The organism is Escherichia sp. MOD1-EC5189 (genome assembly GCF_002966045.1).
Taxonomy (GTDB): domain Bacteria; phylum Pseudomonadota; class Gammaproteobacteria; order Enterobacterales; family Enterobacteriaceae; genus Escherichia; species Escherichia coli_F.
Window position 1 is genome coordinate 289,507 of sequence record NZ_PTRX01000001.1, and the last position, 21,485, is coordinate 310,991.

Genomic DNA, 21,485 nt, shown 5'->3' on the forward strand with positions numbered 1-21,485 from the left:
TAGCTTAACTATAAGCCACTCTTTGCAGGTTTTCATCGCATTATTACGAAAAATTACAAATAGGAAGGAAGCGGGATAGGACTCATTTTTTCATACTAGCACCAACCCGCTGCAGGTAAAAGCAGTTTGCTCGAACTGTTCATAACATTTCAAGATTATCGCCTGATGAAATTGGTCACACTAATACCAGGAATGCTCTGAATATGTCGTAATAACCGAGGAATGAATAAAGAATTACCGCAAATAATTAAGAAAAGCCTCTAAATGATTATGGATTATTAAATCTATTAGCCCTGCTTAATATAAATTAACTAACAATCAGTATTTTTTATGAATTTTATGCGAAGTTAATACTGGTTTTCATATGAGATTCTGAGTTGATTGTTCAGTTCCCCATTCAACTCGTAGGTTATGCATCTAAAAAAGGCCGCTTGCGCGGCCTTAGTGATTACACGTTGTATCAATGATGATCGACAGTATGGCTGTGCTCGATATCTTCATTCTTGCGGCTAAAGCGGCGGCGAACCACCACAAAGAATACCGGGACGAAGAAGATTGCCAGTACCGTTGCGGTCACCATCCCGCCCATTACACCGGTACCTACTGCGTTCTGCGCGCCGGAACCAGCACCAGTACTGATAACCAGCGGCATAACGCCGAGGATAAACGCCAGCGAGGTCATCAGGATCGGACGTAAACGCATCCGCACCGCATCAAGCGTCGCTTCAATCAGACCTTTACCTTCTTTATCCATCAAGTCTTTGGCGAATTCGACGATAAGTATCGCGTTCTTCGCCGACAACCCAATGGTTGTGAGCAGGCCTACCTGGAAGTACACGTCATTGGTCAGGCCACGGAAGGTGGCTGCCAGCAAGGCACCGATAACCCCCAGCGGAACGACCAGCATAACGGAGAACGGAATCGACCAGCTCTCGTACAGCGCCGCCAGACACAGGAACACGACAATCAACGAAATCGCGTACAGTGAAGGTGCCTGGTTGCCGGAGAGACGTTCCTGATAGGACATCCCCGTCCAGTCATAGCCAACACCGGTAGGCAGTTTACTCGCCAGTTGTTCCATCAGCTCCATTGCTTCACCGGTACTTTTACCCGGTGCTGCCTGGCCTAAGATTTCCATGGATGGCAGGCCGTTGTAACGTTCCAGACGCGGCGAACCGTACTCCCAACGAGAAGAGGAGAACGCCGAGAACGGCACCATCTGACCATCAGCAGCACGAACATACCAGTCGCCGATATCATCCGGCAGCATACGGTATTTCGCTTCTGACATGACGTAAACTTTCTTCACACGACCGCGGTCGATAAAGTCGTTCACATAGCTACCGCCCCATGCAGCGCCCAGAGTGGTGTTAATGTCGTTGATAGAAACACCCAGCGCCTGCGCTTTTTCCTGGTCGATATCAATCTTAAACTGCGGGGTATCTTCCAGACCGTTTGGACGTACGCTGGTCAACATATCAGGGTGCTTCGCTGCTTCTGCAAGCAGCTGGTTACGTGCCTGAGTCAGTTTTTCGTGACCAAGGCCAGCCTGGTCAATCAGCTCAAAGTCAAAGCCGGTTGCAGTACCCAGTTCCACGATTGCGGGCAGGTTAAAGGCGAAAACCATCGCATCTTTGATTTGCGAGAAAGCGCGTGTTGCACGCATGGTAATCGCTTCAACTTTGTTTTCTTCGCCCGGACGATCGGCCCAGTCCTTCAAGGAAACGAACGCAATACCGGTATTCTGACCACGTCCCGCAAAGCCGAAGCCGTTAACGGCGAACACCGACTCAACGTTGTTCTTTTCTTTGGTCAGATAGTAATTCGTTACCTCATTGAGCACTTTCTGCGTACGTTCCTGCGTTGCACCTGCTGGCAGCTGAACCATGGTCATAAATACGCCCTGGTCCTCATCTGGCAAGAAGGAGCTTGGCAGACGCACAAACAGATAGGCCATGCCGACCACGATGATTAGATACAGCACCAGGTAACGCCCCGTACTGCGCAGAATACCGCCTACGCTGTCGGTGTAGTGGTGCGTGCTCTTCTCGAACATGCGGTTAAACCAGCCGAAGAAGCCTTTTTTACCTTCTCCGTGATCGCCTTTGGCAATCGGTTTCAGCATGGTGGCACAAAGAGCCGGAGTCAGAATCAACGCCACCAGTACCGACAGCGCCATTGCTGAAACAATGGTAATAGAGAACTGACGATAGATAGCACCAGTAGAACCGCCAAAGAAGGCCATCGGTACGAATACCGCCGACAGTACCATCGCGATACCGACCAGAGCGCCCTGAATCTGCCCCATCGACTTACGGGTGGCTTCTTTTGGCGGCAAACCTTCTTCCGCCATCACACGCTCAACGTTTTCTACCACAACGATGGCGTCATCCACCAACAGGCCGATGGCGAGCACCATCCCGAACATTGTTAGCGTGTTTATCGAGAAGCCAAAGGCGGCAAGGACGGCAAAGGTCCCAAGCAATACCACCGGTACGGCAATGGTCGGAATCAACGTCGCGCGGAAGTTCTGCAGGAACAGATACATAACCAGGAACACGAGGATGATCGCTTCGACCAGCGTTTTTACCACTTCGTGAATAGAGATTTTCACGAACGGTGTGGTGTCGTACGGGTAAACAATTTTCAGACCTGACGGGAAGAACGGTTCCATCTTCGCCAGTTCAGCACGGATTGCCGCAGCGGTATCCAGCGCGTTCGCGCCGGTTGCCAGCTTGATCCCCAGACCGGAAGCCGGTTGGCCGTTAAACTCTGCGATGATGTCGTAGTTCTCACCACCCAGCTCAATTTTCGCCACATCACGCAGCAGAACGCGGGAACCATCCTGATTCACTTTCAGCAAGATTTTGCCGAACTCTTCAGTAGAGGTCAGACGCGTCTGAGCGATAATAGAGGCGTTAAGCTGTTGGCCTTTCACCGGTGGTGTACCACCGAGCTGACCGGCAGCAACCTGGGCGTTCTGCGCTTTGATGGCGGTAATGACATCAACCGGCGTTAGCTGGTATTTGTTCAGTTCATTCGGGTTCATCCAGATACGCATCGCGTACTGAGAACCGAACAGCTGAACGTCACCCACGCCCGACGTACGGCTGATGGCGTCTTTCATATTCGCCGCCACGTAGTCGGAGATATCCTCCTGCGTCATGGTGCCATCGGTGTTGATAACGCCGACAACCATCAGGAAGCTACTGGACGATTTCTCAACGCTCACCCCTTGCTGCTGTACTTCTTGCGGCAGCAACGGCATTGCCAGCTGCAGTTTGTTCTGCACCTGAACCTGCGCGATATCCGCATCAGTACCAGACTCAAAGGTCAGGGTGATCTGCACGGTACCCGTGGAGTCACTGTTAGAGGACATGTACATCAGGTTATCGATACCATTCATATTCTGTTCGATAACCTGTGTCACCGTGTCCTGCACTGTTTTCGCATCAGCGCCGGGGTAGGAGGCGGAGATCGTTACTGCCGGCGGAGCAATCGTAGGATATTGCGCCACCGGCAGTTTGAGGATCGCCAGCCCCCCTGCCAACATGATGATGATGGCGATCACCCACGCAAAAATCGGGCGATCGATAAAGAAATTAGGCATGTCTTAACGGCTCCTGTTTAAGTTAAGACTTGGACTGTTCAGGCTGAGTACCGCTTGCGGCTTGCTGGTTATTATCAGCGGTAACTTCTTGTGCTTTTACCTGGACACCAGGACGCACTTTCTGCAGCCCACTTATTACTACGCGATCGCCTGCTTTCAGACCTTCTGTCACCAGCCACTTATCGCCAATAGCCTGGCTTGCAACGATCGGACGGGTTTCCACTTTTTCATCCGCGCCTACCACCAGTACGGTAGCATCGCCACGCGGCGTACGGGTTACACCCTGTTGCGGGACTAAAATGGCGTTTGGATTAAGCCCTTCTTCCAGACGTGCGCGCACGAACATACCCGGCAGCAGAGTGTGATCCGGGTTCGGGAAGATAGCGCGTAGGGTGATAGACCCGGTGGTCTGATCGACAGTAACGTCAGAGAACTCCAGCGTACCGTCCTGTGGGAACTTAATGCCGTCACTGGTGATCAGCGACACTTTGGCTTTGCCGTTCTCTTGTTTCAGCGTGCCATTTGCCAGTTCCTGTTTCAGGCGCAGGAAATCGTTGCTGGACTGAGTCACATCAACGTAGATCGGATCAAGTTGCTGCACGGTTGCCAGCGCAGTCGCCTGACCGTTTTGCACCAGGGCACCTTCCGTCACGTTTGACTTACCAATGCGGCCGCTAATTGGAGAGGTGACTTTGGTGTAAGCCAGATTGATACGCGCAGTTTCAACGGCAGCTTTCGCCGCAGTTACCGCGGCATTCGCCTGTTGCGCATCAGCCAGAGCCTGATCGTACTCTTGCTTACTGATGTACTGCGTACCCAGCAGTTTCTGATAACGATTCACCGTCAATTGCGCGATATTGGCTGCAGCCTGGGCTTTCGCTAAATCGCCTTTCGCACTGTCGTATGTCGCCTGATAGGTCGCAGGATCAATCTGATAGAGAGAGACACCTGCTTCGATGTCGCTACCTTCTTTGAAATTACGCTTCAGGATAATCCCGCTAACTTGAGGACGAACTTCTGCGATCCGGTAGGCACTGGTGCGACCCGGAAGCTCGGTTGTGATCTGCAGAGGTTCAGTTTTGACTGTAACTACGCCAACGGCGGGCATCTGCTGGCCACCTTGTTGGGCCTGTTTGTCGTCACATCCTGTTAGGGCTAAGCTGCCTGAGAGCATCAGAACGACCGCCAGAGGCGTAAACCCTCTGTTTTTGTTCATATGTAAACCTCGAGTGTCCGATTTCAAATTGGTCAATGGTCAAAAGTTAATAAACCCATTGCTGCGTTTATATTATCGTCGTGCTATGGTACATACATTCATAAATGTATGTAAATCTAACGCCTGTAAATTCACGAACATATGGCACGAAAAACCAAACAAGAAGCGCAGGAAACGCGCCAACACATCCTCGATGTGGCTCTACGTCTTTTCTCACAGCAGGGGGTATCATCCACCTCGCTGGGTGAGATTGCAAAAGCAGCTGGCGTTACGCGCGGTGCAATCTACTGGCATTTTAAAGACAAGTCGGATTTGTTCAGTGAGATCTGGGAACTGTCAGAATCCAATATTGGTGAACTAGAGCTTGAGTATCAGGCAAAATTCCCTGGCGATCCACTCTCAGTATTAAGAGAGATATTAATTCATGTTCTTGAATCCACGGTGACAGAAGAACGGCGTCGATTATTGATGGAGATTATATTCCATAAATGCGAATTTGTCGGAGAAATGGCTGTTGTGCAACAGGCACAACGTAATCTCTGTCTGGAAAGTTATGACCGTATAGAACAAACGTTAAAACATTGTATTGAAGCAAAAATGTTGCCTGCGGATTTAATGACACGTCGCGCAGCAATTATTATGCGTGGCTATATTTCCGGCCTGATGGAAAACTGGCTCTTTGCCCCGCAATCTTTTGATCTTAAAAAAGAAGCTCGCGATTACGTCGCCATCTTACTGGAGATGTATCTCCTGTGCCCCACGCTTCGTTACCCTGCCACTAACGAATAACCCTGAATCTGACTCCAGGATTTTTCCTGGACATTTTCGCCGTTGCTATTCTGGTTCATTGCGTCGTGATATTCTTGCGGTTTGACTTTTTCAGGTCGTTCTTCAGGTTCAGAAACCTTCATTCATCATGACTATGTTCCAGTATTACAAACGATCACGGCATTTTGTTTTTTCAGCATTCATTGCTTTTGTTTTGGTCTTGTTATGCCAGAATGCGGCGTTTGCGCGGGCGCCATCGAATGGTGATCTGCCGACAAAAGCGGACCTGCAGGCACAACTTGACTCACTGAATAAACAAAAAGATCTTTCTGCTCAGGACAAACTGGTGCAGCAGGATCTGACAGATACATTAGCCACCCTCGATAAAATCGATCGCATAAAAGAAGAGACAGTTCAGCTACGGCAAAAAGTCGCTGAAGCGCCGGAAAAAATGCGTCAGGCGACCGCGGCGTTAACAGCACTTAGCGATGTCGATAACGACGAAGAAACGCGCAAAATTCTAAGCACGCTTTCGTTGCGCCAGCTGGAAACTCGCGTTGCCCAGGCGCTGGACGATTTGCAAAACGCACAAAACGATCTGGCGTCTTATAACAGCCAGCTGGTTTCGTTACAGACGCAGCCCGAACGCGTGCAAAATGCGATGTATAACGCTTCGCAGCAGCTGCAACAAATTCGCAGCCGCCTGGATGGCACTGATGTTGGCGATACTGCCTTACGTCCCAGCCAGAAAGTGTTGATGCAGGCCCAGCAGGTTTTGCTGAATGCTGAGATTGACCAGCAGCGAAAAAGCCTGGAAGGGAACACCGTCTTACAGGATACCTTGCAAAAGCAGCGTGATTACGTGACGGCGAACAGTGCTCGTCTGGAACACCAGTTGCAACTGTTGCAAGAAGCGGTAAACAGTAAGCGCCTGACCTTAACCGAAAAAACGGCGCAGGAAGCCGTCTCTCCGGATGAAGCTGCACGTATTCAGGCTAATCCGCTGGTGAAGCAGGAACTGGAAATTAACCAGCAGTTAAGTCAGCGTCTGATTACCGCGACTGAAAACGGTAATCAGTTGATGCAGCAAAACATTAAAGTCAAAAACTGGCTGGAGCGGGCGCTGCAATCGGAACGCAATATTAAAGAGCAGATTGCCGTCCTGAAGGGCAGTCTGCTGTTGTCTCGTATCCTTTACCAGCAACAACAAACGCTGCCCTCGGCGGATGAACTGGAAAACATGACCAACCGCATCGCGGATTTGCGTCTCGAACAGTTTGAAGTCAACCAGCAGCGTGATGCGCTCTTCCAGAGTGATGCGTTCGTTAACAAGCTGGAAGAAGGCCACGCCAACGAAGTTAACAGTGAAGTTCATGACGCATTACTCCAGGTTGTGGATATGCGTCGCGAACTGCTGGATCAGCTTAATAAACAGTTGGGTAACCAGCTGATGATGGCCATTAACCTGCAAATCAACCAGCAGCAGTTAATGAGCGTGTCGAAAAACCTGAAATCGATCCTGACTCAGCAAATCTTTTGGGTGAACAGTAACCGTCCAATGGACTGGGACTGGATCAAAGCGTTCCCACAAACGCTGAAAGATGAATTTAAGTCGATGAAGATCACGGTAAACTGGGAAAAAGCCTGGCCTGCCGTCTTTATCGCTTTCCTCGCTGGTTTACCACTGCTATTAATTGCCGGGCTGATCCACTGGCGTCTGGGATGGCTGAAAGCGTATCAACAAAAACTGGCTTCCGCTGTGGGTTCCCTGCGTAACGACAGCCAGCTCAACACACCAAAAGCGATCCTTATCGACCTGATTCGCGCACTGCCGGTATGTCTGATTATTCTTGCGGTTGGTCTGATTCTGCTAACCATGCAGCTCAACATCAGCGAACTGCTGTGGTCGTTCTGTAAAAAACTGGCGATCTTCTGGCTGGTGTTTGGCCTGTGCTGGAAAGTGCTGGAGAAAAACGGTGTTGCCGTGCGTCACTTCGGCATGCCGGAACAGCAGACCAGCCACTGGCGTCGGCAAATTGTCCGCATCAGTCTCGCGTTGCTGCCTATCCATTTCTGGTCTGTGGTGGCAGAACTTTCCCCGCTGCATCTGATGGATGATGTGCTGGGGCAGGCGATGATTTTCTTCAACCTGCTGCTGATTGCCTTCCTGGTATGGCCAATGTGCCGCGAAAGCTGGCGTGATAAAGAGTCGCACACCATGCGACTTGTCACCATTACCATACTGTCGATAATCCCGATTGCGTTGATGGTGCTGACCGCCACGGGTTATTTCTACACCACGCTGCGCCTCTCCGGGCGTTGGATTGAAACCGTTTATTTGGTGATCATCTGGAACCTGCTGTACCAGACGGTATTGCGCGGCTTAAGCGTAGCGGCGCGGCGTATCGCCTGGCGTCGTGCGCTGGCGCGTCGACAGAATCTGGTGAAAGAGGGCGCAGAAGGGGCCGAACCGCCGGAAGAACCTACCATTGCACTGGAGCAGGTTAACCAACAGACGCTGCGTATTACTATGTTGCTGATGTTTGCGCTGTTCGGTGTCATGTTCTGGGCAATTTGGTCAGATTTGATCACTGTGTTCAGCTATCTCGACAGCATCACGCTCTGGCATTACAACGGCACTGAAGCTGGCGCTGCGGTGGTGAAAAACGTCACCATGGGCAGTCTGTTGTTTGCGATTATCGCCTCAATGGTAGCCTGGGCGTTGATTCGCAACCTGCCAGGTTTGCTGGAAGTATTGGTGCTCTCGCGCCTGAACATGCGCCAGGGCGCGTCTTATGCCATTACTACCATCCTTAACTACATCATTATTGCCGTTGGTGCGATGACGGTGTTCGGATCGCTGGGCGTCTCGTGGGATAAACTCCAGTGGCTGGCGGCGGCATTATCCGTAGGTCTTGGTTTTGGTTTACAAGAGATCTTCGGTAACTTCGTCTCTGGTTTGATTATCCTGTTCGAACGTCCGGTACGCATTGGCGATACGGTAACCATTGGTAGCTTCTCCGGGACGGTCAGCAAGATCCGCATTCGTGCGACAACGATTACCGATTTCGATCGCAAAGAAGTTATCATCCCGAACAAAGCGTTTGTTACCGAGCGTCTCATCAACTGGTCGTTGACCGACACCACCACGCGTCTGGTGATCCGTCTGGGCGTGGCCTATGGCTCCGATCTGGAAAAAGTGCGTAAAGTATTGCTGAAGGCGGCGACTGAGCATCCAAGGGTGATGCACGAACCAATGCCGGAAGTCTTCTTTACGGCGTTTGGTGCCAGCACATTGGATCATGAGCTGCGTCTGTATGTGCGTGAACTGCGTGACCGCAGTCGTACTGTCGATGAGCTGAACCGTACTATCGATCAGCTGTGCCGTGAAAACGACATCAACATTGCCTTTAACCAGCTTGAAGTGCATTTGCACAACGAGAAGGGCGATGAAGTAACGGAAGTAAAACGTGACTACAAGGGCGACGATCCGACACCAGCGGTAGGGTAATAACCAAAGGGGGCGACATTTAGTTGCCCCGAGATTACTGACAAAGTGCGCGTTGTTCATGCCGGATGCGGCGTGACCGCCTTATCCGGCCTACGAAACCGCAAGAATTCAATATATTGCAGGAGCGGTGTAGGCCTGATAAGCGTAGCGCATCAGGCAGTTTTGCGTTTGCCCGCAATCTTAGGGGACATTTAGCGGCCCCATTTATTTCTCACTTTTCCGCCTCATCATCGCGCGTTAATTTCTTTTCATAATCGCGTTTTACAATATCCAGCGCGCGCAGCACGGTGCGCGCTGGGATCTGATTTTCTTCCAGCAGCACAATCAAATCGACAGCCAGTTTGACATCGTCAGGGGCATTTTCCAGTGACATACTCTCTCCATTGCTAGCGGGTTAAACGCGCTAACCTGTTTTCGATTTTTTCCAGCGCATGGCGGCAGCGTGCCAGGCGCGCTTCATAGGCTTCGACTTCACGATGCAGCGTTTGCTGTTCCACGAGATCGGTCACCCGCGCCAGGCGGGCTCGACGTTCGGCAACCATCTCACGAAGTCGCCGCTCAAAATCCTGATGCTGAATACGTTTACGCTGCCAGCGGGCAATTTTCGGTGGCGCACTGTCCCACTCGCGCAAGGACCAGGCGGAGGCTTCTCGCGCGATGGCTTCCAGTTGCGTCGCCAGATGTTCCGCCAGCCATGCCACTTGTGGCAGTTGCTGTTGCTCAACTGCATGGCGAAGCGCGGACAAATTATCTCCCGCTTCTTCCAGGCATGCCTGTAGCGTTGTCGCACGGGTCTGAAAAAGGTGCCTGTCAAAACGGGCACTTAGCGTGGCAAATTGCGCTACCGGGGCACAACGCTGACGCAGCGTGGCGAGCTGTCCTTCCAGTTTTTCCAGCAGCAGGGCGGTTTTCACGATAAGACCTCAATGAAAATGATAATTGTTATGCTAAAGTAGCCACTCTGTAAGCTGACAACACTCAATATGCAACGAATCATTTTAATCATCATTGGCTGGCTGGCGGTAGTGCTGGGTACGCTGGGCGTGGTATTACCGGTATTACCGACGACGCCGTTTATCCTGCTGGCGGCCTGGTGCTTTGCCCGTTCTTCCCCGCGCTTTCACGCCTGGTTGCTGTACCGCTCATGGTTTGGCAGCTATCTACGTTTCTGGCAGAAACATCATGCGATGCCGCGCGGCGTCAAACCGCGGGCGATTTTGCTTATTTTGCTCACGTTTGCCATTTCTCTGTGGTTCGTCCAGATGCCATGGGTGCGCATCATGTTGCTGGTAATTCTCGCCTGTTTGCTTTTTTATATGTGGCGAATTCCGGTGATTGATGAAAAGCAAGAAAAGCACTGAAGCACAACAATCGCAGTTGCAATTATTGCGTACAGCCAGTACATTCTGGCGTTTTCGAGCACAGGCGCAGGCGGTCAAAGGTTAAACAACTGTTACTTTTGATACGTTTAAAACGCGCCGTGAGTACCACCGTAACAAGCAGGCATACACTTATGACCGCGACTGCACAGCAGCTTGAGTATCTCAAAAATAGCATCAAAAGCATTCAGGACTACCCAAAACCCGGCATTCTTTTCCGCGATGTCACCAGCTTACTGGAAGACCCGAAAGCTTACGCTCTCAGCATCGACTTACTGGTTGAGCGTTACAAAAATGCGGGTATTACCAAAGTTGTCGGCACCGAAGCGCGTGGCTTCTTGTTTGGCGCTCCGGTAGCTCTGGGTCTGGGCGTTGGCTTTGTACCGGTCCGTAAACCGGGCAAACTGCCGCGTGAGACCATCAGTGAAACTTACGATCTGGAATACGGCACCGATCAGCTGGAAATCCACGTTGATGCCATCAAACCGGGCGACAAAGTTCTGGTGGTGGACGACCTGCTGGCAACCGGCGGCACTATCGAAGCGACCGTTAAACTGATCCGTCGTCTGGGTGGTGAAGTGGCTGATGCTGCGTTCATTATCAACCTGTTCGATCTCGGCGGCGAACAGCGTCTCGAAAAACAGGGCATTACCAGCTACAGCCTTGTTCCGTTCCCGGGCCATTAATTATCGTCAGTCTTGCGCTGCTCACGCTACGGGCAGCACAAGATGTGCATTCAGCCTCGCCGTTCTGACGGGGCTGTGTTAGCATTACCCCTTCGTGAATCCACCTTCCAGCGTTTCAGAGCCTGCCAATGAGTTATCAGGTCTTAGCCCGAAAATGGCGCCCACAAACCTTTGCTGACGTCGTCGGCCAGGAACATGTGCTGACCGCACTGGCGAACGGCTTGTCGTTAGGGCGTATTCATCATGCTTATCTTTTTTCCGGCACCCGGGGCGTCGGAAAAACCTCTATCGCCCGACTGCTTGCGAAGGGGCTAAACTGCGAAACCGGCATTACCGCGACGCCGTGCGGCGTGTGCGATAACTGTCGTGAAATCGAGCAGGGGCGCTTTGTCGATCTGATTGAAATCGACGCCGCCTCGCGTACCAAAGTCGAAGATACCCGCGACCTGCTGGATAACGTCCAGTACGCGCCAGCGCGTGGTCGTTTTAAAGTTTATCTGATCGACGAAGTGCATATGCTGTCGCGCCACAGCTTTAACGCACTGTTAAAAACCCTTGAAGAACCGCCGGAGCACGTCAAGTTTCTGCTGGCGACGACCGATCCGCAGAAATTGCCGGTGACGATTTTGTCACGCTGCCTGCAATTTCATCTCAAGGCGCTGGATGTCGAGCAAATTCGCCATCAGCTTGAGCACATCCTCAACGAAGAACATATCGCTCACGAGCCGCGGGCGCTGCAACTGCTGGCGCGCGCCGCTGAAGGCAGCTTGCGAGATGCCCTAAGTTTAACCGACCAGGCAATTGCCAGCGGTGACGGCCAGGTTTCAACCCAGGCGGTCAGTGCGATGCTGGGTACGCTTGACGACGATCAGGCGCTGTCGCTGGTTGAAGCGATGGTTGAAGCCAACGGCGAGCGTGTAATGTCGCTGATTAATGAAGCCGCCGCTCGTGGTATTGAGTGGGAAGCGTTGCTGGTAGAAATGCTCGGCCTGTTGCACCGCATTGCAATGGTGCAACTTTCCCCTGCTGCGCTGGGCAACGACATGGCCGCCATCGAGCTGCGGATGCGTGAACTGGCGCGCACCATACCGCCGACGGATATTCAGCTTTACTATCAAACGCTGTTGATTGGTCGCAAAGAATTACCGTATGCGCCGGACCGCCGCATGGGCGTTGAGATGACGCTGTTGCGCGCACTGGCGTTTCATCCGCGTATGCCGCTGCCTGAGCCAGAAGTGCCACGCCAGTCTTTTGCGCCCGTCGCGCCAACGGCAGTAATGACGCCAACCCAGGTGCCGCCGCAACCGCAATCAGCTCCGCAGCAGGCACCGACTGTACCGCTCTCAGAAACCACCAGCCAGGTGCTGGCGGCGCGCCAACAACTGCAGCGCGCACAGGGAGCAACCAAAGCAAAAAAGAGTGAACCGGCAGCCGCTACCCGCGCGCGGCCGGTGAATAACGCTGCGCTGGAAAGACTGGCTTCGGTCACCGATCGCGTTCAGGCGCGTCTGGTGCCATCGGCGCTGGAAAAAGCACCAGCCAAAAAAGAAGCGTATCGCTGGAAGGCGACCACTCCAGTGATGCAGCAAAAAGAAGTGGTCGCCACGCCGAAGGCGCTGAAAAAAGCGCTGGAACATGAAAAAACGCCGGAACTGGCGGCAAAGCTGGCGGCAGAAGCCATTGAGCGCGATCCTTGGGCGGCACAGGTGAGCCAACTTTCGCTACCAAAACTGGTCGAACAGGTGGCGTTAAATGCCTGGAAAGAGGAGAGCGACAACGCAATATGCCTGCATTTGCGCTCCTCTCAGCGGCATTTAAACAACCGCGGTGCACAGCAAAAACTGGCTGAAGCGTTGAGCACGTTAAAAGGTTCAACGGTTGAACTGACTATCGTTGAAGATGATAATCCCGCGGTGCGCACGCCGCTGGAATGGCGTCAGGCGATATACGAAGAAAAACTTGCGCAGGCGCGCGAGTCCATTATTGCGGATAATAATATTCAGACCCTGCGTCGGTTCTTCGATGCGGAGCTGGATGAAGAAAGTATCCGCCCCATTTGATCGTAAGCACAGCTTACGTTCGTCATCCTTAACGTGATTGAGAGAGAAACCTATGTTTGGTAAAGGCGGTCTGGGTAACCTGATGAAGCAAGCCCAGCAGATGCAAGAAAAAATGCAGAAAATGCAGGAAGAGATCGCGCAGCTGGAAGTGACCGGCGAATCTGGCGCAGGTCTGGTAAAAGTGACCATCAACGGTGCACACAACTGCCGTCGCGTAGAGATCGACCCGAGCCTGCTGGAAGACGACAAAGAGATGCTGGAAGACCTGGTGGCTGCAGCATTCAACGACGCAGCACGTCGTATCGAAGAAACGCAGAAAGAAAAAATGGCCTCTGTTTCCTCCGGAATGCAGCTGCCGCCTGGCTTTAAGATGCCGTTCTGATGCAAACCAGCCCGCTGTTAACACAGCTTATGGAAGCACTGCGCTGTCTGCCGGGCGTTGGCCCGAAGTCGGCGCAGCGTATGGCGTTCACGCTGCTTCAGCGCGATCGTAGCGGCGGGATGCGTCTGGCGCAGGCGCTCACCCGGGCGATGTCGGAAATCGGCCACTGCGCCGATTGCCGCACCTTCACCGAACAGGAAGTCTGTAACATCTGTTCGAATCCGCGTCGTCAGGAAAACGGTCAAATCTGCGTGGTGGAGAGTCCGGCGGACATTTACGCCATTGAGCAGACGGGGCAGTTTTCAGGTCGTTATTTTGTGTTGATGGGACATCTGTCACCGCTGGACGGCATCGGTCCGGATGATATCGGCCTTGATCGTCTGGAACAGCGTCTGGCAGAGGAAAAAATCACTGAAGTGATCCTCGCCACCAACCCCACGGTTGAAGGTGAAGCTACCGCTAACTACATTGCCGAGCTTTGCGCGCAATATGACGTGGAAGCCAGCCGAATCGCTCATGGCGTACCGGTTGGCGGCGAACTGGAAATGGTCGATGGCACCACGCTGTCACACTCCCTTGCCGGGCGTCATAAGATTCGTTTTTAAGCAAACGAGAGCAGGATCACCTGCTCTCGCTTGAAATTATTCCCCCTTGTCCCCATCTCTCCCTCATCCTGTTTTTAACCTTAAAATGGCATTATTGAGGTAGACCTACATGAAAGGACAAGAAACTCGTGGTTTTCAGTCAGAAGTGAAACAACTTCTGCACCTGATGATCCATTCTCTCTATTCCAATAAAGAAATCTTCCTGCGTGAGCTTATCTCTAACGCCTCCGATGCGGCGGACAAGCTGCGTTTCCGCGCGCTCTCCAACCCGGACCTGTACGAAGGTGATGGCGAACTGCGCGTTCGTGTCTCTTTCGATAAAGACAAGCGCACGCTTACCATCTCCGATAACGGCGTGGGGATGACCCGCGACGAAGTAATTGACCATCTGGGGACTATCGCTAAATCCGGCACCAAATCATTCCTCGAATCCCTGGGTTCTGACCAGGCGAAAGACAGCCAGCTGATCGGTCAGTTCGGTGTTGGTTTCTACTCTGCGTTTATCGTGGCCGACAAAGTGACCGTGCGTACTCGTGCGGCAGGAGAAAAACCAGAAAACGGCGTGTTCTGGGAATCGGCGGGCGAAGGTGAATACACCGTTGCCGACATCACCAAAGAAGATCGTGGTACTGAAATCACCCTGCATCTGCGTGAAGGCGAAGATGAGTTCCTCGATGACTGGCGTGTGCGTTCCATCATCAGCAAATACTCCGACCATATCGCGCTGCCGGTAGAGATCGAAAAACGCGAAGAGAAAGACGGCGAAACCGTTATCTCCTGGGAGAAAATCAACAAAGCGCAGGCGCTTTGGACCCGTAACAAGTCGGAAATCACCGACGAAGAGTACAAAGAGTTCTACAAACACATCGCCCACGACTTTAACGATCCGCTGACCTGGAGCCACAACCGCGTTGAAGGTAAGCAGGAGTACACCAGCCTGCTGTACATTCCGTCGCAGGCACCGTGGGATATGTGGAACCGCGATCATAAACACGGCCTGAAACTGTATGTTCAGCGTGTGTTCATCATGGACGACGCAGAACAGTTCATGCCGAACTATCTGCGCTTCGTGCGTGGTCTGATTGACTCCAGCGATCTGCCGCTGAATGTTTCCCGTGAAATCCTCCAGGACAGCACGGTAACCCGCAACCTGCGCAATGCGCTGACCAAGCGTGTGCTGCAAATGCTGGAAAAACTGGCGAAAGACGACGCGGAAAAATACCAGACCTTCTGGCAACAGTTTGGCCTGGTGCTGAAAGAAGGTCCGGCGGAAGATTTCGCTAACCAGGAAGCGATCGCCAAACTGCTGCGTTTTGCTTCTACCCATACCGATTCTTCTGCGCAGACCGTGTCTCTGGAAGACTACGTTTCCCGCATGAAAGAAGGGCAGGAGAAAATCTACTACATCACCGCAGACAGCTATGCGGCAGCGAAGAGCAGCCCGCACCTGGAACTGCTGCGTAAGAAAGGCATCGAAGTTCTGCTGCTTTCCGACCGCATCGATGAGTGGATGATGAACTATCTGACTGAGTTCGACGGTAAACCGTTCCAGTCGGTGTCTAAAGTTGACGAGTCGCTGGAAAAACTGGCTGACGAAGTTGATGAGAGCGCGAAGGAAGCGGAGAAAGCACTGACTCCGTTCATCGACCGCGTGAAAGCCCTGCTCGGCGAGCGTGTGAAAGATGTGCGTCTGACCCACCGTCTGACCGATACGCCAGCGATTGTCTCTACCGACGCTGACGAAATGAGCACTCAGATGGCGAAACTGTTTGCCGCAGCGGGCCAAAAAGTGCCAGAAGTGAAATACATCTTCGAACTGAATCCGGATCACGTACTGGTGAAACGTGCGGCAGATACTGAAGATGAAGCTAAGTTTAGCGAGTGGGTAGAATTACTGTTGGATCAGGCGCTGCTGGCAGAGCGCGGTACGCTGGAAGATCCGAACCTGTTTATTCGCCGTATGAACCAGCTGCTGGTTTCCTGATATAATGCCGGATGACCCTCGTGTCATCCGGCATTTTTCTTTTCATCATCTGTCCTTTCCGCAAATTATCTCGCCATTAACCGTTTCAGCCCCAGGTGCCTTTCTTGAGGCAATCGCTTGTTGGTGGTATCGTTTATCGCTTTTTCAAAAAATTCGACACATTTTAAGGGGATTTTCGCAATGCGTATCATTCTGCTTGGCGCTCCGGGCGCGGGGAAAGGGACTCAGGCTCAGTTCATCATGGAGAAATATGGTATTCCGCAAATCTCCACTGGCGATATGCTGCGTGCTGCGGTCAAATCTGGCTCCGAGCTGGGTAAACAAGCAAAAGACATTATGGATGCTGGCAAATTGGTTACCGACGAGCTGGTGATCGCGCTGGTTAAAGAGCGTATTGCTCAGGAAGACTGCCGTAATGGTTTCCTGTTGGATGGCTTCCCGCGTACCATTCCGCAGGCAGACGCGATGAAAGAAGCGGGCATCAACGTTGATTACGTTCTGGAATTCGACGTACCGGACGAACTGATTGTTGACCGTATCGTAGGCCGCCGCGTTCACGCGCCGTCTGGTCGTGTATATCACGTTAAATTCAATCCGCCGAAAGTAGAAGGCAAAGACGACGTTACCGGTGAAGAACTGACTACCCGTAAAGACGATCAGGAAGAAACCGTGCGTAAACGTCTGGTTGAATACCATCAGATGACTGCACCGCTGATCGGCTACTACTCCAAAGAAGCGGAAGCGGGTAACACCAAATACGCGAAAGTTGACGGCACCAAACCGGTTGCTGAAGTTCGCGCTGATCTGGAAAAAATCCTCGGCTAATCAAGCCGCAGCAGATCTGCTTTCGGGCAGGTCTGCTCATTCTCCTCAGGCAATACCTCTTGCAGCAATTAGTTCTTCTTCTTCACTTTTCCGCTACAATTATCAACAAGTTGAATCGATAAGAGGCGGTAATGCGTCAAACTAAAACCGGTATTCTGCTGGCAAACCTGGGTACACCCGATGCCCCCACTCCTGAAGCGGTAAAACGCTACCTGAAACAATTTTTAAGCGACAGACGCGTGGTTGATACCTCACGGCTGTTGTGGTGGCCGTTGCTGCGCGGCGTGATTTTGCCGCTGCGCTCGCCGCGTGTGGCGAAGTTGTATGCCTCTGTCTGGATGGAAGGTGGCTCGCCACTGATGGTTTACAGCCGCCAGCAACAGCAGGCGCTGGCACAACGTTTACCGGAGACGCCCGTAGCGCTGGGAATGAGCTACGGCTCGCCATCACTGGAAAGCGCCGTAGATGAACTACTGGCAGAACATGTAGATCATATCGTGGTGCTGCCGCTTTATCCGCAATACTCCTGTTCAACGGTCGGCGCGGTATGGGATGAACTGGCACGCATTCTGGCGCGCAAACGTAGCATTCCGGGGATATCGTTTATTCGTGATTACGCCGATAACCACGATTACATTAATGCACTGGCGAACAGCGTACGTGCTTCTTTTGCCAAACATGGCGAACCGGATCTGCTGCTGCTCTCTTATCATGGCATTCCCCAGCGTTATGCAGATGAAGGCGATGATTATCCGCAACGTTGCCGCACAACGACTCGCGAACTGGCTTCCGCACTGGGGATGGCACCGGAAAAAGTGATGATGACCTTTCAGTCGCGCTTTGGGCGGGAACCCTGGCTGATGCCTTATACCGACGAAACGCTGAAAATGCTCGGAGAAAAAGGCGTAGGTCATATTCAGGTGATGTGCCCGGGCTTTGCTGCAGATTGTCTGGAGACGCTGGAAGAGATTGCCGAGCAAAACCGTGAGGTCTTCCTCGGTGCGGGCGGGAAAAAATACGAATATATTCCGGCGCTTAATGCCACACCGGAACATATCGAAATGATGGCTAATCTTGTTGCCGCGTATCGCTAAAGCTGAGCGGTAAAGAACTGAGCGCCGTCGCGAAGAGCATCGTCGGCGGTTTTCATCATCCGTGAATAATGCAAAAAGGCGTGCAGCGTGCCTGGGTAGAGTTTGAACTCACAGGGCTGCTGATGCGCCGCTAACGTCTGGTAAAGCAGACGGCTGTCATCCAGCAGCGGATCGAACTCCGCCCCGGCAATAAAACAGGGCGGAACTTCGCGAGTGAGATCATTATTAAACAGGCAGTAATACGGCGACTCGCGGTCCGCGTCGTTGCTTAAATACGCCTCTTCATACATCTGTAAATCCTGTTGCGTTAAGCCATCCCAGACACCGCCCAACAGACGACGAGTCACGGAATCCCGTAATCCGTAAAGCCCATACCACAGCAAAACGCCCGCAACTTTACCGCAATCGATCTGTTTATCACGCAACCACAACGCACTGGCGAGCGCCAGCATGGCACCTGCGGAATCACCGGCAAAACCAATGCGGGACATATTGATTTGATAATCCTCTGCCTGCTGGTGGAAGTGGCAACAGGCAGCCACAATTTCCTCTATTGCCTGCGGAAAACGTGCTTCCGGCGAAAGAGTGTAAGCAATTCCAATCACTGTACATTGGGTGTAACTTGCCAGCAGTCGCATAATCCGATCGTGGGTATCAAGATTGCCGAGAATAAAACCACCACCATGCAGATAAAATAGTGTCGCCGGGCTGTGACTTTTGGGTGAGTAGAGGCGAGTCTCGACCTGACCATAAGGTGTGGGAACCATGTAAGCGCTGGTTGCCATTTCTGGAGCGCCCGCATTCCAGAATCGGCGCTCAAGTGTGTAATACTGTCGTTGCTCAGCAATCGTTCCCGTTGCGGGCCAGGGCGGTAAATCCGGCTGAAGAGTATTCACAACGGTCTTCATTTCAGCAGAAATAAGGTCCAGAACGGGTAATTTGTTTTCCGGCTTCATGCAAAAACTCCTTTCAAATTACGTCATTGTAAGGAACCACTGCCATGAAAATGCGATCCCGCCTGCTGATATTGAAACTGGCTGCGTCTCGCGCGCTCCCGTCAGATTGTGTTAACATTCGCCGCTCAGTTAACCACCCGTAAAAACAACCATGAAATTTCCCGGCAAACGTAAATCCAAACATTATTTTCCCGTAAACGCACGCGATCCGCTGCTTCAGCAATTCCAGCCAGAAAACGAAACCAGCGCTGCCTGGGTAGTGGGTATCGATCAAACGCTGGTCGATATTGAAGCGAAAGTGGATGATGAGTTCATTGAGCGTTATGGATTAAGCGCCGGGCATTCACTGGTGATTGAGGATGATGTTGCCGAAGCACTTTATCAGGAGCTGAAACAGAAAAACCTGATTACTCATCAGTTTGCAGGTGGCACCATTGGTAACACCATGCACAACTACTCGGTGCTCGCGGACGACCGTTCGGTGCTGCTGGGCGTCATGTGCAGCAATATTGAAATTGGCAGCTATGCCTATCGTTACCTGTGTAACACCTCCAGCCGTACCGATCTTAACTATCTGCAAGGCGTGGACGGCCCGATTGGTCGCTGCTTTACCTTGATTGGCGAGTCCGGGGAACGTACCTTTGCTATCAGCCCTGGCCACATGAACCAGCTGCGGGCTGAAAGTATTCCGGAAGATGTGATTGCCGGAGCCTCGGCACTGGTTCTCACTTCTTATCTGGTGCGTTGTAAGCCGGGTGAACCCATGCCGGAAGCAACCATGAAAGCCATTGAGTACGCGAAGAAATATAACGTACCGGTGGTGCTGACGCTGGGCACCAAGTTTGTCATTGCCGAGAATCCGCAGTGGTGGCAGCAATTCCTCAAAGATCACGTCTCTATCCTTGCGATGAACGAAGATGAGGCCGAAGCGTTGACCGGAGAAAGCGATCCGTTGTTGGCATCTGACAAGGCGCTGGACTGGGTTGATCTGGTGCTGTGCACCGCCGGGCCAATCGGCTTGTATATGGCGGGCTTTACTGAAGACGAAGCGAAACGTAAAACCCAGCATCCGCTGCTGCCGGGCGCTATAGCGGAATTTAACCAGTATGAGTTTAGCCGCGCCATGCGCCATAAAGATTGTCAAAACCCGCTGCGCGTCTATTCGCACATTGCGCCGTACATGGGCGGGCCGGAAAAAATCATGAACACTAACGGAGCGGGGGATGGCGCACTGGCAGCGTTGTTGCATGACATTACTGCTAACAGTTATCACCGTAGCAACGTACCAAACTCCAGCAAACATAAATTCACCTGGTTAACGTATTCGTCATTAGCGCAGGTGTGTAAATATGCTAACCGTGTGAGCTATCAGGTACTGAACCAGCATTCACCTCGTTTAACGCGCGGCTTGCCGGAGCGTGAAGACAGCCTGGAAGAGTCTTACTGGGATCGTTAAGTTATCGGACTGATGACTGTCGGATGCGGTGTAAACGCTTTATCCGACCAGCGGAAGATAGCACGCCCTTGCCGGATGCGTTAGCATCACATCCGGCTATGGAGTCAATGTCTTGACCCGTTACCACTTCAACCGCCGGTGGTGTTTCCAACATAGTGGTTTTTCCAACCAGGGCAATCCAGGGAAGCAGCAAGATGAAATACATTTCTGTGCCGCTCACACAACAGGCAATGGAACGTCTTGATTATGATTGCTGCAAGCCAAGCGATCTGTTCATTACCTTGCTCAACGGCACTTTACATATCTGTATCAATGACTTTGAAGATGAGTATGTCACGGATATACGTAAGCTTAAGCACATGGCTGCGCTTATTGAGCAAACGCTCATCACCCATCCTGAAAATTCATTCCTAAATATCTTGCTAATACAAACACGCCGGGCACTGGCAGCCAATACCGGCGTCTTTTTTACTTCTGACATGGATGCATAGAATGCAAACGGTATGGTATCTGCAACATACGCATTTTGGCGAAATGAAAGGTATCGGCATTTATACCCGTTATGAACTGGCCTTGCAGGCCAAAAAGGAGGTGGAAAATAAGCCTGGTTTTGTGGATTACCCGGAAAATTTTCAGTTTATTGAATACATCCTAAACCAGGATCTCTGGGGAGATTTTCCCGTTACACAGGTAGACGATCTTGTCGAGCCGATGGTGTACAGCCTGTGGCATATTCGTGATGATGAGGCCGATGATTATGCTTTCCTCGGCATTTATACCACGGCAAAACTGGCGGAGCAGGCCCGGGAACGAGCCTGCCGCTATTTTCATGAAGATGCTGCAAATATTCAGCCTGATCAAGGGCAGCTTGATCGTACCTGGTGGGAAGAAGGATTCATTTCATGGGACGAAGCCTCAGAATTGATTGTCCCCAATGCCGGGTAATCATCCGG

The 21,485-nt window shown here is 52.0% G+C and carries 18 protein-coding genes and 1 other annotated feature; of the genes, 13 read left to right on the plus strand and 5 right to left on the minus strand.

Features of this window, described 5'->3' with window-relative positions; translation table 11 throughout:
* Positions 1–460 precede the first annotated feature (460 nt).
* A complete protein-coding gene (gene acrB / locus ATB02_RS01490) occupies positions 461–3,610 on the minus strand; it encodes an efflux RND transporter permease AcrB (protein WP_001132494.1) in 3,150 nt (1,049 codons plus the stop codon).
* A 22-nt stretch (positions 3,611–3,632) separates the two neighbouring features.
* Complete coding sequence (gene acrA / locus ATB02_RS01495) at positions 3,633–4,826, minus strand: multidrug efflux RND transporter periplasmic adaptor subunit AcrA (protein ID WP_105270972.1); 1,194 nt, start codon at positions 4,824–4,826, stop codon at positions 3,633–3,635.
* A gap of 141 nt (positions 4,827–4,967) precedes the next feature.
* On the opposite strand from acrA, the gene acrR reads away from it, so the two are divergent.
* Positions 4,968–5,615 carry a multidrug efflux transporter transcriptional repressor AcrR gene (gene acrR / locus ATB02_RS01500; protein ID WP_000101739.1) on the plus strand — a complete coding sequence of 216 codons (648 nt, stop codon included), beginning with the start codon at positions 4,968–4,970 and terminating at the stop codon, positions 5,613–5,615.
* A gap of 127 nt (positions 5,616–5,742) precedes the next feature.
* Positions 5,743–9,105 (plus strand): mechanosensitive channel MscK, encoded by a 3,363-nt coding sequence (mscK, locus tag ATB02_RS01505; RefSeq protein WP_105270973.1) that lies wholly within the window; start codon positions 5,743–5,745, stop codon positions 9,103–9,105.
* 211 nt (positions 9,106–9,316) lie between these two features.
* On the opposite strand, the gene rsmS is transcribed toward mscK, so the two are convergent.
* Together rsmS and priC are read right to left on the minus strand one after the other, a co-directional pair.
* Entirely contained in the window at positions 9,317–9,478 is a 162-nt protein-coding gene (rsmS, locus tag ATB02_RS01510; protein ID WP_000051146.1) for a pleiotropic regulatory protein RsmS, read from the minus strand.
* Between the two features lie 13 nt (positions 9,479–9,491).
* Positions 9,492–10,019 carry a primosomal replication protein N'' gene (gene priC, locus ATB02_RS01515; protein ID WP_105270974.1) on the minus strand — a complete coding sequence of 176 codons (528 nt, stop codon included), beginning with the start codon at positions 10,017–10,019 and terminating at the stop codon, positions 9,492–9,494.
* 69 nt (positions 10,020–10,088) lie between these two features.
* Between priC and ATB02_RS01520 the strand changes: the two genes are divergently transcribed.
* The 8 genes from ATB02_RS01520 to hemH all read left to right on the plus strand — a co-directional run bounded on the left by ATB02_RS01520 (position 10,089) and on the right by hemH (position 18,120).
* On the plus strand, positions 10,089–10,466 hold the full coding sequence (locus ATB02_RS01520; protein ID WP_001188905.1) for a DUF454 family protein: 378 nt from the start codon (positions 10,089–10,091) through the stop codon (positions 10,464–10,466).
* 152 nt (positions 10,467–10,618) lie between these two features.
* On the plus strand, positions 10,619–11,170 hold the full coding sequence (gene apt / locus ATB02_RS01530) for an adenine phosphoribosyltransferase (protein WP_000127356.1): 552 nt from the start codon (positions 10,619–10,621) through the stop codon (positions 11,168–11,170).
* Between the two features lie 128 nt (positions 11,171–11,298).
* Complete coding sequence (gene dnaX / locus ATB02_RS01535) at positions 11,299–13,230, plus strand: DNA polymerase III subunit gamma/tau (protein ID WP_105270975.1); 1,932 nt, start codon at positions 11,299–11,301, stop codon at positions 13,228–13,230.
* Positions 12,563–12,627: a sequence feature (DnaX frameshifting element), on the plus strand. Its footprint overlaps the gene before it by 65 nt.
* Before the next feature lie 52 nt (positions 13,231–13,282).
* Entirely contained in the window at positions 13,283–13,612 is a 330-nt protein-coding gene (locus ATB02_RS01540; protein ID WP_000467098.1) for a YbaB/EbfC family nucleoid-associated protein, read from the plus strand.
* Entirely contained in the window at positions 13,612–14,217 is a 606-nt protein-coding gene (recR, locus tag ATB02_RS01545) for a recombination mediator RecR (protein ID WP_001195025.1), read from the plus strand. Before ATB02_RS01540 ends, recR begins: the two co-directional genes overlap by 1 nt.
* A 109-nt stretch (positions 14,218–14,326) precedes the next feature.
* Positions 14,327–16,201, plus strand: coding sequence for a molecular chaperone HtpG (htpG, locus tag ATB02_RS01550; RefSeq protein ID WP_000678201.1), 1,875 nt, complete (start codon positions 14,327–14,329; stop codon positions 16,199–16,201).
* A 180-nt stretch (positions 16,202–16,381) separates the two neighbouring features.
* A complete protein-coding gene (adk, locus tag ATB02_RS01560) occupies positions 16,382–17,026 on the plus strand; it encodes an adenylate kinase (protein ID WP_001220233.1) in 645 nt (214 codons plus the stop codon).
* A gap of 131 nt (positions 17,027–17,157) precedes the next feature.
* A complete protein-coding gene (hemH, locus tag ATB02_RS01565) occupies positions 17,158–18,120 on the plus strand; it encodes a ferrochelatase (RefSeq protein ID WP_001250117.1) in 963 nt (320 codons plus the stop codon).
* Here hemH and aes read toward each other — a convergent pair.
* Positions 18,117–19,076 (minus strand): acetyl esterase, encoded by a 960-nt coding sequence (gene aes / locus ATB02_RS01570; RefSeq protein WP_105270976.1) that lies wholly within the window; start codon positions 19,074–19,076, stop codon positions 18,117–18,119. The genes hemH and aes overlap by 4 nt on opposite strands.
* A 151-nt stretch (positions 19,077–19,227) precedes the next feature.
* Here aes and gsk point away from each other — a divergent pair, with 151 nt between their 5' ends.
* The 3 genes from gsk to ATB02_RS01585 all read left to right on the plus strand — a co-directional run bounded on the left by gsk (position 19,228) and on the right by ATB02_RS01585 (position 21,477).
* Positions 19,228–20,532: an inosine/guanosine kinase gene (gene gsk, locus ATB02_RS01575; RefSeq protein WP_000671574.1), complete on the plus strand. Its 1,305-nt coding sequence runs from the start codon at positions 19,228–19,230 to the stop codon at positions 20,530–20,532.
* Between the two features lie 194 nt (positions 20,533–20,726).
* Positions 20,727–21,023, plus strand: a complete 297-nt coding sequence (locus ATB02_RS01580; RefSeq protein ID WP_000875258.1) for a hypothetical protein — start codon at positions 20,727–20,729, stop codon at positions 21,021–21,023.
* Position 21,024: 1 nt separating this feature from the next.
* Positions 21,025–21,477: a hypothetical protein gene (locus ATB02_RS01585; protein WP_001195402.1), complete on the plus strand. Its 453-nt coding sequence runs from the start codon at positions 21,025–21,027 to the stop codon at positions 21,475–21,477.
* The last annotated feature ends 8 nt before the right edge of the window (positions 21,478–21,485 follow it).

Excerpts from the sequence above, each read along its gene's own strand:
- acrB (WP_001132494.1), bottom strand. The coding sequence starts at position 3,610 with ATGCCTAATTTCTTTATCGATCGCCCGATTTTTGCGTGGGTGATCGCC.
- acrA (WP_105270972.1), bottom strand. The coding sequence starts at position 4,826 with ATGAACAAAAACAGAGGGTTTACGCCTCTGGCGGTCGTTCTGATGCTC.
- acrR (WP_000101739.1), top strand. The coding sequence starts at position 4,968 with ATGGCACGAAAAACCAAACAAGAAGCGCAGGAAACGCGCCAACACATC.
- mscK (WP_105270973.1), top strand. The coding sequence starts at position 5,743 with ATGACTATGTTCCAGTATTACAAACGATCACGGCATTTTGTTTTTTCA.
- rsmS (WP_000051146.1), bottom strand. The coding sequence starts at position 9,478 with ATGTCACTGGAAAATGCCCCTGACGATGTCAAACTGGCTGTCGATTTG.
- ATB02_RS01520 (WP_001188905.1), top strand. The coding sequence starts at position 10,089 with ATGCAACGAATCATTTTAATCATCATTGGCTGGCTGGCGGTAGTGCTG.
- apt (WP_000127356.1), top strand. The coding sequence starts at position 10,619 with ATGACCGCGACTGCACAGCAGCTTGAGTATCTCAAAAATAGCATCAAA.
- dnaX (WP_105270975.1), top strand. The coding sequence starts at position 11,299 with ATGAGTTATCAGGTCTTAGCCCGAAAATGGCGCCCACAAACCTTTGCT.
- ATB02_RS01540 (WP_000467098.1), top strand. The coding sequence starts at position 13,283 with ATGTTTGGTAAAGGCGGTCTGGGTAACCTGATGAAGCAAGCCCAGCAG.
- recR (WP_001195025.1), top strand. The coding sequence starts at position 13,612 with ATGCAAACCAGCCCGCTGTTAACACAGCTTATGGAAGCACTGCGCTGT.
- htpG (WP_000678201.1), top strand. The coding sequence starts at position 14,327 with ATGAAAGGACAAGAAACTCGTGGTTTTCAGTCAGAAGTGAAACAACTT.
- adk (WP_001220233.1), top strand. The coding sequence starts at position 16,382 with ATGCGTATCATTCTGCTTGGCGCTCCGGGCGCGGGGAAAGGGACTCAG.
- hemH (WP_001250117.1), top strand. The coding sequence starts at position 17,158 with ATGCGTCAAACTAAAACCGGTATTCTGCTGGCAAACCTGGGTACACCC.
- aes (WP_105270976.1), bottom strand. The coding sequence starts at position 19,076 with ATGAAGCCGGAAAACAAATTACCCGTTCTGGACCTTATTTCTGCTGAA.
- gsk (WP_000671574.1), top strand. The coding sequence starts at position 19,228 with ATGAAATTTCCCGGCAAACGTAAATCCAAACATTATTTTCCCGTAAAC.
- ATB02_RS01580 (WP_000875258.1), top strand. The coding sequence starts at position 20,727 with ATGAAATACATTTCTGTGCCGCTCACACAACAGGCAATGGAACGTCTT.
- ATB02_RS01585 (WP_001195402.1), top strand. The coding sequence starts at position 21,025 with ATGCAAACGGTATGGTATCTGCAACATACGCATTTTGGCGAAATGAAA.